At 63.0% G+C, this 15,690-nt stretch carries 14 protein-coding genes; 8 read left to right on the forward strand and 6 right to left on the reverse strand.

Annotation, left to right across the window (positions count from 1 at the left end; translation table 11 throughout):
* Positions 1-58: 58 nt before the first annotated feature.
* From LK12_RS10565 to LK12_RS10575, 3 genes are all read right to left on the reverse strand, one after another.
* Positions 59-343, reverse strand: coding sequence for a hypothetical protein (locus LK12_RS10565; RefSeq protein WP_039283243.1), 285 nt, complete (start codon positions 341-343; stop codon positions 59-61).
* 285 nt (positions 344-628) lie between these two features.
* Positions 629-1,006: a phosphoribosyl-AMP cyclohydrolase gene (gene hisI, locus LK12_RS10570; RefSeq protein WP_039283247.1), complete on the reverse strand. Its 378-nt coding sequence runs from the start codon at positions 1,004-1,006 to the stop codon at positions 629-631.
* Between the two features lie 356 nt (positions 1,007-1,362).
* Entirely contained in the window at positions 1,363-2,127 is a 765-nt protein-coding gene (locus LK12_RS10575; RefSeq protein ID WP_407938149.1) for a double zinc ribbon domain-containing protein, read from the reverse strand.
* 51 nt (positions 2,128-2,178) lie between these two features.
* Here LK12_RS10575 and LK12_RS10580 point away from each other — a divergent pair, with 51 nt between their 5' ends.
* Entirely contained in the window at positions 2,179-2,937 is a 759-nt protein-coding gene (locus tag LK12_RS10580; RefSeq protein WP_039285131.1) for a class I SAM-dependent methyltransferase, read from the forward strand.
* Between the two features lie 19 nt (positions 2,938-2,956).
* On the opposite strand, the gene ppdK is transcribed toward LK12_RS10580, so the two are convergent.
* The 3 genes from ppdK to LK12_RS10595 all read right to left on the reverse strand — a co-directional run bounded on the left by ppdK (position 2,957) and on the right by LK12_RS10595 (position 9,013).
* Entirely contained in the window at positions 2,957-5,620 is a 2,664-nt protein-coding gene (ppdK, locus tag LK12_RS10585) for a pyruvate, phosphate dikinase (RefSeq protein ID WP_039283250.1), read from the reverse strand.
* Positions 5,621-5,689: 69 nt separating this feature from the next.
* The gene (glyS, locus tag LK12_RS10590) at positions 5,690-8,002 is read right to left on the reverse strand and encodes a glycine--tRNA ligase subunit beta (protein WP_039283252.1); all 2,313 of its coding nucleotides are present in this window, start codon (positions 8,000-8,002) and stop codon (positions 5,690-5,692) included.
* A gap of 93 nt (positions 8,003-8,095) precedes the next feature.
* The gene (locus LK12_RS10595; RefSeq protein WP_039283255.1) at positions 8,096-9,013 is read right to left on the reverse strand and encodes a glycine--tRNA ligase subunit alpha; all 918 of its coding nucleotides are present in this window, start codon (positions 9,011-9,013) and stop codon (positions 8,096-8,098) included.
* 149 nt (positions 9,014-9,162) lie between these two features.
* On the opposite strand from LK12_RS10595, the gene LK12_RS10600 reads away from it, so the two are divergent.
* The 7 genes from LK12_RS10600 to LK12_RS10630 all read left to right on the forward strand — a co-directional run bounded on the left by LK12_RS10600 (position 9,163) and on the right by LK12_RS10630 (position 15,690).
* Positions 9,163-10,086 (forward strand): TraB/GumN family protein, encoded by a 924-nt coding sequence (locus LK12_RS10600; protein ID WP_156135448.1) that lies wholly within the window; start codon positions 9,163-9,165, stop codon positions 10,084-10,086.
* A 7-nt stretch (positions 10,087-10,093) separates the two neighbouring features.
* Positions 10,094-10,948, forward strand: coding sequence for a TraB/GumN family protein (locus LK12_RS10605; protein WP_039283258.1), 855 nt, complete (start codon positions 10,094-10,096; stop codon positions 10,946-10,948).
* Between the two features lie 155 nt (positions 10,949-11,103).
* Positions 11,104-11,745 (forward strand): 50S ribosomal protein L25/general stress protein Ctc, encoded by a 642-nt coding sequence (locus LK12_RS10610; RefSeq protein WP_039283261.1) that lies wholly within the window; start codon positions 11,104-11,106, stop codon positions 11,743-11,745.
* An 87-nt stretch (positions 11,746-11,832) separates the two neighbouring features.
* Entirely contained in the window at positions 11,833-12,402 is a 570-nt protein-coding gene (gene pth, locus LK12_RS10615) for an aminoacyl-tRNA hydrolase (protein ID WP_039283263.1), read from the forward strand.
* 382 nt (positions 12,403-12,784) lie between these two features.
* Complete coding sequence (gene ychF / locus LK12_RS10620) at positions 12,785-13,885, forward strand: redox-regulated ATPase YchF (protein WP_039283265.1); 1,101 nt, start codon at positions 12,785-12,787, stop codon at positions 13,883-13,885.
* A gap of 84 nt (positions 13,886-13,969) precedes the next feature.
* Entirely contained in the window at positions 13,970-14,782 is an 813-nt protein-coding gene (locus LK12_RS10625) for a DUF1206 domain-containing protein (RefSeq protein WP_039283268.1), read from the forward strand.
* 161 nt (positions 14,783-14,943) lie between these two features.
* Positions 14,944-15,690, forward strand: a complete 747-nt coding sequence (locus LK12_RS10630) for a MauE/DoxX family redox-associated membrane protein (protein ID WP_039283270.1) — start codon at positions 14,944-14,946, stop codon at positions 15,688-15,690.

Genomic DNA, 15,690 nt, shown 5'->3' on the forward strand with positions numbered 1-15,690 from the left:
GGTCGCCCCCATCCGTGATGATGGAGCGACCATGAAGGCTTCAAGATGTCGGTAGCTCTCAGGAGCCGCCAGAGCCGTTGCGGCCGTTACCCCAACCGAAATGGTTTCCGTTGTCCCACCCCTTGTGGCTGCCCTCGTCGGGGGCGTCGGTGCCATACCCGTTGCCATTGCCGTGTTCGGCGCGGCCGGGCGGTTCATCGTAGCTGTTGAACACGGCCTCCTTGAAATCCGAGGTCGAGATATGCGGCACGGACTGCTTTGCCTTGGTTCCTGCGCTTGCGGCAGTGGGAACGAGAGCCATTGCGGCGGCAGTGCCGATGCAACGCGTGATGCGTTTAACCATGGACGTCTCCTCTGAAATGGACGTGTTTCATCCTGGCCTTCCCGGCCATGTCTGCGTTGCGGCATCCGGCCGGGATGCCGGTTCTTCTGTGGGTATCGCGCGACGACGCGAGATCACTCGCGATCTTGATGAACTCGAAAGGAAAACCCGGACTTGAACCGCTGCATTCGAGGCCAGACGATGATGCCCGACCCTCGTGCGACAAGCCGCGAAACCGATGAATTCATCGACTTGAAAGTCGCCTCGTGGACTTAATTTCGTTTTATTAACAAAGGTTAATTTTTCTTAAGGGATAAATTTTCGAAGCGTGTCGCCGTCCAGTCGCCGGTAGAAGCAGCTTCGGGCGCCGGTATGGCATGCCGGCCCTTCCGGCTTGACCAGAAGTTCCAGGGCATCCTGGTCGCAATCGACGCGGATTTCTTCGACGCGAAGGAAATGGCCGGACGTTTCTCCCTTGAGCCACAGCTTGCCGCGGGAACGCGAATGGAAATGGGCCAGTCCGGTTTCACGGGTCTTTTGCAGCGCCTCCGCATCCATGTAGGCGACCATCAAGATCTCCCTGGACTCCGAGTCCACGGCAATCGCGATCAGCAATCCATTGGCATCGAAGCGCGGCAGGAAAGCGGTGCCAAGTTCCCGTTCAGCGGTAGAGACTTCGGTCATTTACGGAGATTTCCTCGATTGAGCTTTCAGTATTTTAATGTTGCACGATAACCACAGCTGAGGGGTAAAATCCACGTATCAGCGCGAATCCTCTTTTCAAAATGCCGGATTCATCGGATTTTATGCATGCAGCTGGGGGGCTGCTTCTGACCCACAGGTCGCTGACATACAAGCGCCACGGTTCAGGGACGATGAGGTCGACGTGTGAGAAGATCCACGTCGACTTCAAACGATGAGGGATCTGACCGTACGGCAGCCAGGGGTGCCGTTTAACTGCTCGGCAGGGTCTAACGGTTTCGTCACGAGGACGCCCGGAACTCCAGTAGTTTCGGGCGTTTTCGTATTTGCGGGGCCTCTCACGCCCCGTTCACCAGCTCGTCCAGGACGCGGGCGAAGCATGCCACGACCACAGTCTTGGCCCCGGTCTTCTTGAGCACGGAAACGCAGGAATCACTGGTTGCGCCGCTGGTAAGAACGTCATCCACGAGGACGATGTCGGCCCCTTTCAGGGCCGATCCCCAGCGCGGATTGACGATAATCGCACCGCTGAGCGTCCGCTTGCGCGCCTTCTTGCCGAGCCCGCCCAGCGACGGCGTGGCTCTGCGGCGAACAAGCGCATCGACGGCCAACCGGGTTTGACAGCGCATGGCGACGTGGCGCGCCAGTTCCGCGGCCTGGTTGTACCCGCGCCTCCACAGACGCCAGCGGTGCAGCGGGACTGGAACGATGAGCCAGTTGCGGTCCGTCGATGCAAGGTGCGGGACGATGAGGTCCGCCATGAACGGAGCCAGGGCAATGCGGTTGCCATGCTTGAGTGCAAGAACCAGCTTCCGCGATGTTTCATTGTAGAGCGTGGCAGCGGCGATCCCATCATGGCGTGGTGGGCTGGCCAGGCACGGAGCGCAGGAGGCGCCTTCGGGCATGGCTTCGCCGAAGGGCCGGCCGCAGCTGATGCAAGCCGGTTGACCCGGGATGACCAGTCCGCTCCAGCAAGCCGCGCACAGGCCGGTTTGCGCGCCGATGGCATCGCCGCACAACGGGCAACGCGGCGGAAAGACCAGGTCGACGAGTGGCGCCAGAGATCGGGCAACGCGCATGCCGCCGCAAGCTAACGACGCCATGGAGCACGACAACCGGTTGCAAGGATTTCATCGAGGTTGCAGGGGATGGGCATGGCCAGCAAAGCACCGCCCCGCATCTTTTCTCCCACCCGCCGAATGGCCGCAAGACGCCGCATGGTGGCATTTCAGGCCAAGCGGGATGCGCCGCGCTATCTGATCGACGACATGGTCGAAGACGTGATGGAACGGCTTGCCTTCCTGCGCTTCGAACCGGGGCGCGCACTCGTCATCGGCGATTACAGCGGGGAACTCGGTCGTGCGCTGGCAGCGCACGGGGTGTCGGTGACCGAAGCGGAGCCCGCGCAAGGCTTTGCCGAGGAGCAGCCTTATCCCTTCGAGGGCTTCGATCTGATCGTGAGCCTGGGTACGCTCGACACCGTCAACGACGTGCCCGGCGCTCTCGTGCACATCCGCAAGGCGCTTGCTCCCGGCGGCATGATGATCGCCAGCTTCGTCTCGGCGGGGACCCTGCCGGTCCTGCGCGAGGTCATGCTGACAGCCGATGGGGACCGCCCTTCCCCGCGCCTTCATCCCTCCATCGATGTGCGTGCCGGCGGGCAACTGCTCCAGCGCACGCTGTTTTCCGACCCCGTGATCGATCAGAGGCCGCTCAAGGTTGCCTTCCGAAGCCTCGACCGTCTCGTAAGAGACTTGCGGGCGCAGGGGCTCTCCAATGTCCTTGCCGACCCGGGCCCGCCCCTGGGCAAGGAGGCACTGGCGCGCGCGCGCGATGCCTTTGCCGCTGCCGGCAAAGACGGTCGCACGGTCGAAGTGTTCGAGATCCTGACGTTGTCGGGCTGGAAGCGCTGACTTCCAGCCCGCAGGGTCTTCAGGTCAGCGCCGCCTGCGCTGCCGCCAGACGCGCAATCGGCACCCGATAGGGCGATGCGCTGACGTAATCGAGGCCAGTCTTCTCGCAGAACGCGATAGAGGCCGGATCACCGCCGTGCTCGCCGCAGATGCCGAGCTTGATGTCCGGGCGCGTCTTGCGTCCGCGTTCGGCAGCCAGCTCGACAAGCTGGCCGACGCCCTCGATGTCGAGGCTGACGAAGGGGTCGCGGGCGAAGATGCCCTTCTGAACATAGGTCGGCAGGAACTTGCCTGCGTCGTCGCGCGAAAGGCCCAGCGTGGTCTGGGTAAGGTCGTTGGTCCCGAACGAGAAGAACTCGCCCGCTTCGGCGATCTCGCCCGCCATCAGCGCCGCGCGTGGCAGCTCGATCATGGTGCCGACCATGTATTCAAGCGTGGCCCCCTTCTCCTCGAAGACCTGCGTTGCGACCTTGGCCACGAGTGCCTTGAGGATTTCCAGTTCCTTGGCCGTCGCCACCAGCGGGATCATGATTTCCGGCACGATCGCTTCGCCATGCTCGGCAGCCACGTCGCAGGCCGCCTCGAAGATTGCGCGGGCCTGCATCTCGTAGATTTCGGGGAAGGTCACGCCGAGGCGGCAGCCGCGGTGGCCGAGCATCGGGTTGAACTCATGCAATTCGCTCGCGCGACGCTTCAGCGTATCGACGCCGATGCCGATCTCGTCGGAGAGTTCCGCGAACTCGGCATCCTCGTGCGGCACGAATTCGTGCAGCGGCGGGTCGAGCAGGCGGATCGTCACCGGCAGGCCGCGCATGATGTCGAAGATCTCGTGAAAGTCCGCGCGCTGTTCGGGAAGCAGCTTTTCAAGCGCGCCGCGGCGGCCGGCCTCGTCCTCGGCCAGAATCATCTGGCGCACGGCGGAAATGCGGCTGGCATCGAAGAACATGTGTTCGGTGCGGCACAGGCCGATGCCTTCGGCGCCGAACTGGCGCGCCATCTTGCAGTCCGCCGGCGTTTCGGCGTTGGTGCGCACTTTCATGCGGCGGTGCTTGTCGGCCCATTCCATCAGCGTGGCGAAATCGCCGGCCAGTTCGGGCTCGATGGTCGGCACTTCGCCGGCCATGATATCGCCCGAAGCGCCGTCGAGCGTGAGGATATCGCCTTCCTTGAGCTCGCGCCCGCCCATCTTGAGCGTGCGGGTCTTCATGTCGATCGACAGGCCCGAGGCGCCCGACACACAGGGACGCCCCATGCCGCGCGCCACCACGGCGGCGTGACTGGTCATGCCGCCGCGCGCGGTCAGGATGCCCTTGGCCGCGTGCATGCCGTGAATGTCCTCCGGCGAGGTCTCGACGCGCACGAGAATGACCGCCTCGCCCATTTCCGCGCGCTTTTCGGCGGTATCGGCATCGAGCACGATCTGGCCCGAGGCCGCACCCGGCGAGGCGGGCAGGCCACGGCCGAGAATGTCGCGTGGGGCCTTGGGATCGAGCGTCGGGTGAAGAAGCTGGTCGAGCGCCATGGGATCGACGCGCTTGATCGCGGTGGCCTCGTCGATGAGTCCTTCGCCGACCATATCGACCGCCATCTTCAAAGCGGCCTTGGCGGTGCGCTTGCCCGAGCGGGTCTGCAGCATCCACAGCTTGCCCTGCTGCACCGTGAATTCGATGTCCTGCATGTCGCGGTAGTGCTTCTCGAGCAGCTCGAAGACTGCGGCCAGTTCGGCATAGGCCTTGGGCATGGCCTCTTCCATCGAGAGCGGCTTGGCCCCGGCTTTCTCGCGTGCGGCCTTGGTCAGATACTGCGGTGTGCGGATGCCGGCGACGACGTCTTCGCCCTGTGCGTTGACGAGGTACTCGCCGTAATAGGCCTTCTCGCCGGTCGCCGGGTCGCGGGTGAAGGCGACGCCGGTGGCGGAGGTGTCGCCCATGTTGCCGAAGACCATGGCCTGCACGTTCACAGCCGTGCCCCAGCCTCCGGGAATGTCGTTCAGGCGGCGATAGACCTTGGCGCGCTCGGAATCCCAGGAATCGAACACCGCGCGGATCGCGCCCCAGAGTTGCTCGTTCACGTCCTGCGGGAACGGATGGTCCAGCTCGCTGGCGACGATGTCCTTGTATTGCTTGACGATCTTGCGCCAGTCGTCGGCGGTCATCTCGACGTCGTTGAGGTAGCCGCTGTCTTCCTTGGCGATTTCCAGCGCTTCCTCGAACAGATGGTGCTCCACGCCGAGCACGACGTCTGAGTACATCTGGATGAAACGGCGGTAGCTGTCCCACGCGAAGCGGTCGTCGCCAGACGTCCTGGCGAGACCTTCGACAGTCTCGTCGTTGAGGCCGAGGTTGAGGACGGTGTCCATCATGCCCGGCATCGAGACGCGGGCGCCAGAGCGGACCGAAACCAGCAGTGGGTCGGCGGCATCGCCGAAGGACTTGCCGACGGTCTTCTCGATGTGCGTCAGCGCTTCGGCAACGTCCGCGCGCAGTTCGTCCGAGAAGTCCCCGCCTTCGGCCAGATACTGCACGCACTGTTCGGTGGTGATCGTGAAACCCGGAGGTACCGGCAGGCCGATTCCGGCCATTTCCGCAAGGTTCGCGCCCTTGCCGCCGGTGATGATCTTGTCCCTGGCGCGCGGATCGTCGTGCTTTGCTCCGCCACCGAACGTGTAGACCTGCCTGCTCATCTATCCCCTGTCTTTCTGTACTTGGTCGCTTGGGTTGACACAGTTGACACGGTCCAGAGGAGGAAAGTCCTACCCCTCGATCCGCGAGAAATCGGCCACGTTGTGCACTGCAACACGAAAACGATCAAGCAATGCGAGACGCGCGGTTCTCTTATTGGGATCGGAATCGTTCACCGTCACCTCTTCAAAAAACGCATCGATAGGCTTTCTGAGCGAGGCCAATGCTGCCATTGCCGCGGCGAAATCTTCCTTCTCGACAGCATCGGCCGCCTGCGGCTCGGCCTGATCGAGGGCCTCGATCAGAGCCTTTTCCGCCGGTTCGGGCGTGTAGGACAGCGAATTGTGCGCAGCAAATTCCGCAGCGACGATCGGGGCCAGATCGGGATCGTCGACCAGCGCGAGCGGATCTTCCTCGCCGGTACGCTCGATGCCTTCGGACTTGCCGGAGCCCTTCCAGTCCTCCTTCTTAAGGATGTTGGCTGCGCGCTTGTAGCCGGCGAGCAGGTTGGTGCCGTCCTCGGTCGCGACGAAGGCCTGAAGCGCATGAACACGGGCGAGCAGGCGGACGAGATCATCCTCACCGCCAAGAGCGAACACCGCGTCGATCAGGTCGTGGCGGACGCCGGCTTCCTTCTGCTGGACCTTGAGGCGGTCGGCGAAGAACGACGTAACCGAATTGACCAACTGCTCGTCCGGCTCCGGCTTCGAACCTGTATAGCCAAACATAACCGCCCTGTCGCCGCCATCCACGCTGCGTGCTGCGCTTTCGATAGCCTTCATTACAGTAGGCTCGTGCTCTTTTAGAAGGTTAGACAGCGGCAAGCGCAGTGCATTTGCGACGACTATGGAGATTACGCCAAGAGCAGCTCGCCTAAGCGCGAAGGGATCCTTTGAGCCGGTCGGCTCCAATTGAACAAAACAGTGAAAAAAGCTCGCAATCGTATCCAGCTTATCCGCCAGCGACACTGCCACCGTCACCGGCGCAGTCGGGACCTCGTCGCCCTGCCCCACCGGCTTGTAGTGATCGCGGATGGCGTCGGCCACGGCATCGGGCAGGCCCTCGGCGCGGGCGTAGTAGCCGCCCATCAGACCCTGCAGTTCGGGAAACTCGCCGACCATTTCGGTGACGAGGTCCGCCTTGCACAGCCGCGCGGCGAGTTCGGCCTGATCGGCCAGTTCTTCCGTCGTCCCAGCGAAGGCTGGGACCGCTCCCGTCGCGGCGCCATCGCCAGCGACCCCAGCCTTCGCTGGGGTGACGATTTGTTCCTCGACCAGCCAGCGGGCCAGTTTGGCCACACGCTCGACCTTGTCGGCGACGGTGCCCAGCTTCTCGTGGAACGTGATGCGGCCCAGCTTTTCGGCGTGTTCCGAGAGCTTGGTTTTCTTGTCCTGCTCCCAGAAGAAGCGAGCATCGGACAGGCGGGCTGCAAGGACCTTGCGGTTGCCTGCGACGATCGCTTCGCCGCCGTCGCTGGCGTCGATGTTCGCGGTGCAGACGAAGGCATTGGCAAGCTTGCCGTCCTTCTCGCACACGAAATACTTCTGGTTCACGCGCGCGGTGAGCTGGATCACTTCGGGCGGAACTTCCAGAAAGGCCTCGTCGAAGCGGCCGAGCAACGGCACGGGCCATTCGGTAAGGCCGGCGTTCTCGATCACCAGCCCCTCGTCCTCGACCAGCGTCAGTCCGGCAGCCTCTGCGGCATTGCGGGCCTCGTCGCGGATGAGGTTCTGGCGTTCCTCGTGATCGACGATCACGTGGCAGGCGGAAAGCTTGCGGGCGTAGTCGTGCTCGCCGCCGATGGTGATCTCGCCCGGCGCATGGAAGCGATGGCCCAGCGTGGCATAGCCTGACTTGATGCCGCCCACTTCGCATTCGACCAGTTCCTCGCCGAAGATTGCGACGATGCCGGACAGCGGGCGCACCCAGCGCAGGCTCTCGGTGCTGATCGAGGCTTCGCCCCAGCGCTGCGACTTGGGCCACGGGAAACCGCGGACGATGGCCGGGATCGCCTCTGCCAGTACGTCCTTCACCGCGCGGCCGGGCTTTTCGACGACCGCGAAGTACGTCTGCTTGCCCTTGATCTCGCGAACTTCGAGCTGGTCCTTCGTCAGCCCGGTCTTGCGCAGGAAGCCTTCGAGCGCCTGCTCGGGCGCGCTGGTGGCCGGGCCCTTGGTCTCTTCACGCACGGCCTCGGTCGTCTCGGGCAGATCCTTGGCGATCAGCGCAAGTCGGCGTGGGGTCGACCACACGATGATGTGGCCCAGCGCAACGCCGGCAGCGTCCATTTCCTTGCGGAACAGCTTTTCCAGATCGGCGCGCGCGCCGGCCTGCATGCGGGCGGGGATTTCCTCGGAGCGGAGTTCAAGGAGAAAATCAGTCATGATTTTCTCCGCAGCCCTCGCGCAGGCGGGGGCCGCCTGCCGGAATTACAGCGGTCCCAGCCTTCGCTGGGACGACGAATTTGCTCATTGTGGTCATACGGTCCACCCCGGGAATTTCGCTTCCCACTCGTCCTTGTTCTTTTCGATCCAGGCCTCGCACGATCCCTTGGCGAGATCGCGGACGCGGCCGATGTAGCTGGCGCGTTCCTGCACCGAGATGACACCGCGCGCCTGCAGCAGGTTGAACAGGTGGCTGGCCTCGATGGCCTGATCGTAGGCCGCAAGCGGGATCTTGGCGTCGATGCAGCGCATGCACTCGGCCTCGGCGGCCTTGAAGCCGGCGAAGAGCGAGTCCGTGTCGGCAATCTCGAAGTTGTACTTCGACTGCTGCTGCTCGTTGGCGAGGAAGACGTCGCCGTAGCTCACGCCTTCGTTGTTGAAACGCAGGTCATAGACCCAGTCGACGCCCTGGATGTACATCGCGAGGCGTTCGAGGCCGTAAGTCAGCTCGCCCGCGACCGGCTTGCAGTCGAAACCGCCGACCTGCTGGAAGTAGGTGAACTGCGTCACTTCCATACCGTCGCACCAGACTTCCCAGCCCAGCCCCCAGGCACCCAGCGTCGGGCTTTCCCAGTCGTCCTCGACAAAACGGATATCGTGCGCCAGCGGATTGATGCCGATCGCGGCGAGGCTCTGGAGGTAGAGTTCCTGCAGGTTCTCCGGGTTCGGCTTCAGGATCACCTGATACTGGTAGTAGTGCTGCAGACGGTTCGGGTTCTCGCCATAGCGGCCGTCGGTCGGGCGGCGCGAAGGCTGGACGTAGGCCGCTTTCCACGGTTCGGGGCCCAGCGCCCGCAGCGTCGTTGCCGGGTGGAACGTACCGGCGCCCATGCGCATGTCGTAGGGCTGAAGGATCAGGCACCCTTGGGCGCTCCAGAAATTGTGGAGCGTCAGGATCATGTCCTGGAAGCTGAGCGGCTGGGTGTCAGCCTTTGAAGCGGCGGTAGACATCGCGGTTCCGTCGAAAAATCGTGGTGTCGTTCGTGACTGCGCGGCCTTTGGCGGATCGCACCGGGCAAATCAACAGGGCTTGGAGCAAGGGCGCAATCCACAAAGCTTGCTTGCATTAAGCCGGCGTTTGGCCTTTGTCACACATTGCTATGACCATGACCCCGATCAAGACCCTGCTTCGCTCCGCCGCCTGTGCCGTGGCCCTGTTCTCCGCCCTGCCCGCTTTTGCGGACGACGTGGAGCAGCCGCCTGCAGAGACAGCGGCGGTCGAACCGGCCAGGCCGGCGCTATGGAAGGTGGCCGACGATGACACCACCATCTGGCTTTTCGGCACGATCCATATCCTGCCCGAAGACATTGCCTGGTATGCCGGACCGATATCCCGGGCCTTCGACGATTCCACCGAACTGGTCACCGAAATCCCGCTGGATGCGGCCAAGCAGTCGCAAGGAATCATCATGAAGATGAGCCAGCGCGAGGACGGCAAGACGCTGCGCGAGACGATGACCGACAAGGAGCGGGCGGACTACGAGGCGGGCATGGCCTCGCTCGGTCTGCCGCCGCAGGTCTTCGACCAGAACGACGCGTGGTACGCGGCGTTGATGCTCACGATGTTTCCCCTGCAGCTATCCGGCTACAACCTCGAAAGCGGGGTCGATACGCAGATCACGGCCAAGGCCAAGGCGCGCGACATGGACAACGAGGCGCTGGAAACCCCGGAATACCAGATCTCGCTTTTCGAGAACCTGTCTCCCAAAGTGCAGCGGACCTATCTCGACCAGGTCGTGGAAGCCCTGCCGACGGTGAAGTCCGACATCGATGCGATGGTGGCGGCCTGGAAGGCGGGCAAGGCCGACGAACTCGCAAAGCTGCTCAACGAAGAGGAAGACGATCCCAAGCTGCGCAAGGTCCTGCTGACCAACCGCAACAAGGCCTGGGCGAAGTGGCTCAAGGCGCGGCTCGACAAGCCGGGCACCGTGTTCGTCGCGGTGGGGGCTGGGCACCTGGCAGGCAAGGGCAGCGTTCAGGACCAGCTAGCCCATATCGGAATTTCCACGACCCGGGTGCAGTAGCCCACGCATGCGGCGATGGGTGATCCTGCTGTTTGCAGCGCTGGCACTGGCCGGCTGCTCGGCGATACCCCAGGAAGCCGATCCCGCCTTGTGGCGGGTCGAGAGCCCGCAAGGGGATATCGGCTGGCTGTTCGGGACGATCCACAGCTCGCCCCGACCGCTGGCCTGGGAAACCCCCGCGGTGCGGACGGCCTTGGACCAGGCCGGCGCCGTGATCGTGGAAGTGGGCAACCTGGCAGACGAGGCAGACGTCGCGGCCACGTTCGCGCGATTGGCCAAGGCATCGGGGAAGCCTCCACTGTCGCAGCGGGTGGCGCGCGAGGATCGCCCCGCGCTCGCCGCCCTGCTCGATAAGGCGGGTTACGACGACGGCGATTTCACCGCGATGGACACCTGGGCGGCAGCGCTCACACTGGCGCGCAATCAGGCGGGAGAGGACGATGCGCGCAACGGCGTCGACCGCGCGGTGGTTGCGCAGGCCGGACCGCGGCCGATCATCGAACTCGAAGGCGCCACAAGACAGCTCAGCCTGTTCGACACCCTGCCCGAGAGCGAACAGCGCGATCTGCTTGGTGCAGTGGTGCGCGAAGCAGCTATGCCCGATCGCAACCTGTCCGCGGCCTGGCGCACCGGCGACATGGCGGCGATCGAGAAGGAAACGCGAAAGGGCCTGCTGGCCGATCCCGAACTGCGCGAGGTTCTCTTTACCGGCCGCAACCGCCGCTGGACGGCGCGCATAGCCGAGGCGGTGCAGGCCGGTCGCAAGCCTTTCGTCGCCGTCGGCGCGGCGCACATGGCGGGGCCGGACGGCCTGCCAGCGATGCTGGCACGGCGCGGGTTCACCGTCACCCGCATCGAATAGCCCGGCAGAAACACGCAGAAGCTTGCCTTTGCGCGCCTTTGCGCGTAAGGGGCCGCCCTTCCCGTCATGGTCATCCCTGGAGGCGTGATGGGCGGTGCCGGCCGAATGAACGGTCCGTTGCCGAAATCTATCCAGTTTTCGAAAGGCAAGTTCTCATGAGCGATTCGCTTACTCTGCCGGCCGAGACGCGCGAACGGGCGGGCAAGGGAGCCTCCCGTGCCCTGCGTCGTGAAGGTCGTGTCCCCGCCGTTGTCTATGGTTCCAACCAGGAGCCCGTAGCCATCCACGTCGAGGAAAAGGAACTGGTCCGCCAGCTCGGCACCGGTCACTTCTTCAACTCGATCGTCGAAGTTGAAGTCGGCGGCAAGAAAGTGCGCACGCTTCCCAAGGACGTTGCCTTCCACCCGGTCTCCGACCGTCCGCTCCACGTCGACTTCCTGCGGCTGGCGAAGAATGCCACCGTTCACGTGAACGTGCCGGTGTCCTTCATCAACGAAGAGAAGTCGCCTGGCCTCAAGCGCGGCGGCGTTCTCAACGTCGTGCGCCACGAGCTGGAACTGGTTTGCGGTGCGGACAAGATTCCCGACGAGATCGTGATCGACGTGACCGGCTTCGACGTGGGCGAATCGATCCACTTCAGCCACGTTTCGCTGCCCTCGGGCGTCGAATCGGCGATCACCGACCGTGACTTCACCATCGCCACCATCGCGGCGCCCTCCGCTCTCAAGAGCCAGGAAGGCGACACGACCAAGGATGAAGGCGAAGAAGAAGCCGAAGCCGCACCCGAAGGCGAATAAGCCCTTCTGGCTTGAAACGGCCCTTCCCGCCCCGGCATACCGGCGCGCGGGAGGGGCCTTTCTCATTTCTACGGACACGGATTCGCCATGCAGCTTTGGGTCGGCCTCGGAAATCCCGGACCGCAATACGCGATGCACCGCCACAACGTGGGGTTCATGGCGGTCGACACCATTGCCGAAGTGCATGACTTCGGCCCGGTCCAGAAGAAGTTTCAGGGCTGGCTGCAGGAAGGCCGCATCGGCCGCGAGAAGATCCTCCTGCTCAAGCCGGCCACTTTCATGAATGAAAGCGGGCGCTCGGTCAGCGAGGCGATGCGCTTCTACAAGCTGGATATGTCCGCGCTCACCGTCTTTCACGACGAACTCGATCTCGCACCCTTCAAGGTGAAAGTGAAGCAAGGCGGCGGCCATGCCGGGCACAATGGCCTGCGCTCGATCGGCCAGCATCTGGGCCCCGACTTCCGCCGGGTTCGCCTCGGTATCGGTCATCCCGGCCACAAGGACCGGGTAACCGGCCATGTTCTGGGCAACTTTGCCAAGTCGGAAATGGATCCGCTGGCGGACATGCTGGGGGCCATTGCCGGTGAGGCGGAATATCTCGCCGCCGGCGAGGACACGCGTTTCATGAACGACGTGGCGCTGCGTCAGCAGCCCTGAGCGCTGCGGATCGGGTTCGCTGGCGTGTAGCGCGTTAGCCAAAATTAGCCGAAAATGTGTCGAGTTAGTTTACAGGCCTCATGATCTGCGATGGCCGTTAACCACTCTGCCTCCCGGAAAACTCGATTTGGCACGACGCTTGCGAAATTCGACATATCGCCTCGCAGTTTCCACGCGCCCATCAAGGAAACTGCCACAAGAGGCGAATACCGTCCCCTCACTCCCGTGGGGCCCGAGGAATGAAGCCGCCATCGGAGCCATCCGGTGGCGGCTTTGTCGTTAAAGGCTTGCGTGAACAATCCGCGCCCGTTTTCGACCGGCAAACTGGCCAAGTCCGATTGCGGCGGCTATGGGCGGCCAAATTTCATTTCCGGAGTTACACATGGGTTTCCGTTGCGGGATCGTGGGCCTGCCCAACGTTGGTAAGTCGACCTTGTTCAATGCACTGACCGAGACGCAGGCGGCGCAGGCGGCAAACTATCCGTTCTGTACCATCGAGCCCAATGTCGGCCAGGTCGGCGTACCCGATCCGCGCCTCGACAAGCTCGCCGAAATTGCCGGATCGGCGAAGGTCATTCCCACCCAGCTTTCGTTCGTCGACATCGCCGGTCTTGTCCGAGGAGCCTCCAAGGGCGAAGGTCTCGGCAACCAGTTCCTCGGCAACATTCGCGAAGTGGATGCCATCATCCATGTCTTGCGCTGCTTCGAGAACGACGACATCCAGCACGTCGACAACAAGGTGGACCCCATCGCCGATGCCGAGACGGTGGAGACCGAACTGCTCCTGGCCGATCTCGAAAGCCTCGAGAAGCGCGTGCCGGCCGCCCAGAAGCGGGCCACCGGCGGAGACAAGGAAGCGAAGATCGCGGCCTCGGTGCTCGGCCAGACCCTGGAGTTGCTGCGCGATGGCAAGCCCGCGCGACTGACCGAGCCCAGGGACGAGGAAGAAGCACGCGTCTTCCGCCAGGCGCAGCTGCTCACGGCCAAGCCGGTGCTCTACGTGTGCAATGTCGAGGAAGAGGCGGCTGCCGAAGGCAATGCCTTTTCCAAGCGCGTCTTCGAGAAGGCGGCGTCTGAGAACGCCACGGCCGTGACCGTCTCGGCCGCCATTGAGGCAGAGCTTGTGGGCATGGAGCCCGATGAGCGGCTGATGTTCCTGGAGGAGATGGGCCTGCACGAGGCCGGCCTCGCCCGCATCATTCGCGCCGGATACGACCTGCTGGAGCTGCTCACCTTCTTCACCGTCGGCCCCAAGGAAGCGCGGGCCTGGACCGTGCACAAGGGCGCCAAGGCTCCGGAGGCCGCCGGAGAGATCCATTCGGACATGCAGCGCGGCTTCATTCGCGCCGAGACCATTGCCTATGACGATTTCGTCTCGCTGGGCGGTGAGAGCGGTGCGAAGGAAGCCGGCAAGCTCAGGCAGGAAGGCAAGGACTACGTCGTGCGGGACGGCGACGTGATGCACTTCAAATTCAACGTGTGATCCTGTGCCCGGCAACTAACCGGGCACAATAGCGGCCATCGTGCGTTCCTTTCCCTGCAGGGAAATGGAGAAGGCACGAACGCCATGGTCGACAAGTCGGAAAAGCTCGAATGGATGGCAAGGCTCGGCTTTGTCGCGAGAGGCGTGGTCTATGCGCTGCTCGGTTATCTAGCCTTGTCCTCTACAGGGTCCGGTACGGTGCAGGAAGGGCAGTCCGGCGCTCTGGAATACCTGCACGAGATCCCAGGCGGAACCGTCATCATGTATCTCGCCGCCATCGGCCTGTTGGGCTATGGCGTGTTCCGTCTCCTGAGTGCGTTGTTAGACATAGAAAACCACGGCAACGACGCCAAGGGAATAGGGACCCGGATAGGGCATTTCTGCAGCGCCGTCCTGCATTTCGGTCTCGCCTGGACCGCCCTTAAATTCGCGCTGGGAAGTAAACAGGATGCAGGCAACAACACGCAATCGATGGTGTCCTCCACGCTTACGTACGACCTCGGTTCGCTGGCTCTTGGAATCGCGGGCATCGGGCTGATCGTAGCGGCAATCTACCAGGCCAAACAGGCGATCACTCTGGGCTTCATGAAGCGGGTATCGTCGCGGGCACCGTCTTGGACCTGTTGGCTCGGGCGTTTCGGCTATGCCGCCCGCGCGCTCGTGTTCTCGCTCATCGGCTGGTCGCTGCTGCGTTCCGCCTGGTTCGAACAATCCAGCGAGGCGCTTTCTCTTGGCAATGCCATCATGGACATGCGCGACATGGGCTTCCTCTATACGCTCGTCGCTCTGGGTCTCCTGATGTTCGGAATCTTCAGCATCATCGTCGCCCGCTATCGCGTCATTCCGGACCTCGATGCAGGCCGGCACATGCACTCGGCCAAGCACAAGTTCACGTGACCCGACGAGGTTGCTGGCCGGCGCCGTGCTGCGGCAAACCTGCAACTGTCGTTCGTAAATCACCGCAGAACCCGGATTTATTTGATTCTTGGGCACCAAGCGGATCGCTCTGCGTTGGCTAAGGACGAGGGCAATCCACACCAGCAAACAGCGTCGAACTTATGTCTGATCCCAACAAGCAAGCCGTTCTCTACCGCATGGTGATGGAAAAGCATGTCTGTCCCTATGGCCTGAAATCCAAGCACCTTCTCAGGCACAGAGGCTATGACGTCGAAGACCACTGGCTGACGACACGTGAGAAGACGGACGCCTTCAAGGAAGAGCACGACGTACAGACCACGCCGCAAACCTTCATCGCGGGGCAACGCATCGGTGGATACACGGACCTTCGGCATTTCTTCGGGCTGGATGAGGGCAAGGGCGATGAAACGAGCTATGTGCCGGTCATCTGCGTTTTCATCACTGCGGCGGTGGCAGCGCTGGCTGCCAGTATGGCCGCCCTGGGCACTCCGCTGACGATCCTTTCTGCCGAGTGGTTCGTGTCGATCACGATGATGCTCTTGGCCATGCTCAAGCTGCAGGATATCGAGAAGTTCTCGACCATGTTCCTGGGCTACGACCTGCTGGCGCAGCGGTGGGTGCCCTATTCCTATGCCTATCCGTTCCTGGAATGGACCGCAGGCGCCCTGATGACGGCCCACTTTCTGCCTTGGCTGTCCATTCCCATTGCCCTGTTCATCGGCACGGTCGGGGCAGCGTCCGTCTTTTATGCGGTCTACATCCAGAAGCGCGAGCTGAAATGCGCCTGCGTGGGCGGATCGAGCAACGTGCCCCTGGGCTTCATCTCGCTGACCGAGAACCTGTTCATGGTCGGAATGGGCTTGTGGATGTTGTTCCGGCCCGTTTGA

The organism is Novosphingobium malaysiense (genome assembly GCF_000802225.1).
Taxonomy (GTDB): Bacteria; Pseudomonadota; Alphaproteobacteria; order Sphingomonadales; family Sphingomonadaceae; genus Novosphingobium; species Novosphingobium malaysiense.

Excerpts from the sequence above, each read along its gene's own strand:
- LK12_RS10565 (WP_039283243.1), bottom strand. The coding sequence starts at position 343 with ATGGTTAAACGCATCACGCGTTGCATCGGCACTGCCGCCGCAATGGCT.
- hisI (WP_039283247.1), bottom strand. The coding sequence starts at position 1,006 with ATGACCGAAGTCTCTACCGCTGAACGGGAACTTGGCACCGCTTTCCTG.
- LK12_RS10575 (WP_407938149.1), bottom strand. The coding sequence starts at position 2,127 with ATGGCGTCGTTAGCTTGCGGCGGCATGCGCGTTGCCCGATCTCTGGCG.
- LK12_RS10580 (WP_039285131.1), top strand. The coding sequence starts at position 2,179 with ATGGCCAGCAAAGCACCGCCCCGCATCTTTTCTCCCACCCGCCGAATG.
- ppdK (WP_039283250.1), bottom strand. The coding sequence starts at position 5,620 with ATGAGCAGGCAGGTCTACACGTTCGGTGGCGGAGCAAAGCACGACGAT.
- glyS (WP_039283252.1), bottom strand. The coding sequence starts at position 8,002 with ATGACTGATTTTCTCCTTGAACTCCGCTCCGAGGAAATCCCCGCCCGC.
- LK12_RS10595 (WP_039283255.1), bottom strand. The coding sequence starts at position 9,013 with ATGTCTACCGCCGCTTCAAAGGCTGACACCCAGCCGCTCAGCTTCCAG.
- LK12_RS10600 (WP_156135448.1), top strand. The coding sequence starts at position 9,163 with ATGACCATGACCCCGATCAAGACCCTGCTTCGCTCCGCCGCCTGTGCC.
- LK12_RS10605 (WP_039283258.1), top strand. The coding sequence starts at position 10,094 with ATGCGGCGATGGGTGATCCTGCTGTTTGCAGCGCTGGCACTGGCCGGC.
- LK12_RS10610 (WP_039283261.1), top strand. The coding sequence starts at position 11,104 with ATGAGCGATTCGCTTACTCTGCCGGCCGAGACGCGCGAACGGGCGGGC.
- pth (WP_039283263.1), top strand. The coding sequence starts at position 11,833 with ATGCAGCTTTGGGTCGGCCTCGGAAATCCCGGACCGCAATACGCGATG.
- ychF (WP_039283265.1), top strand. The coding sequence starts at position 12,785 with ATGGGTTTCCGTTGCGGGATCGTGGGCCTGCCCAACGTTGGTAAGTCG.
- LK12_RS10625 (WP_039283268.1), top strand. The coding sequence starts at position 13,970 with ATGGTCGACAAGTCGGAAAAGCTCGAATGGATGGCAAGGCTCGGCTTT.
- LK12_RS10630 (WP_039283270.1), top strand. The coding sequence starts at position 14,944 with ATGTCTGATCCCAACAAGCAAGCCGTTCTCTACCGCATGGTGATGGAA.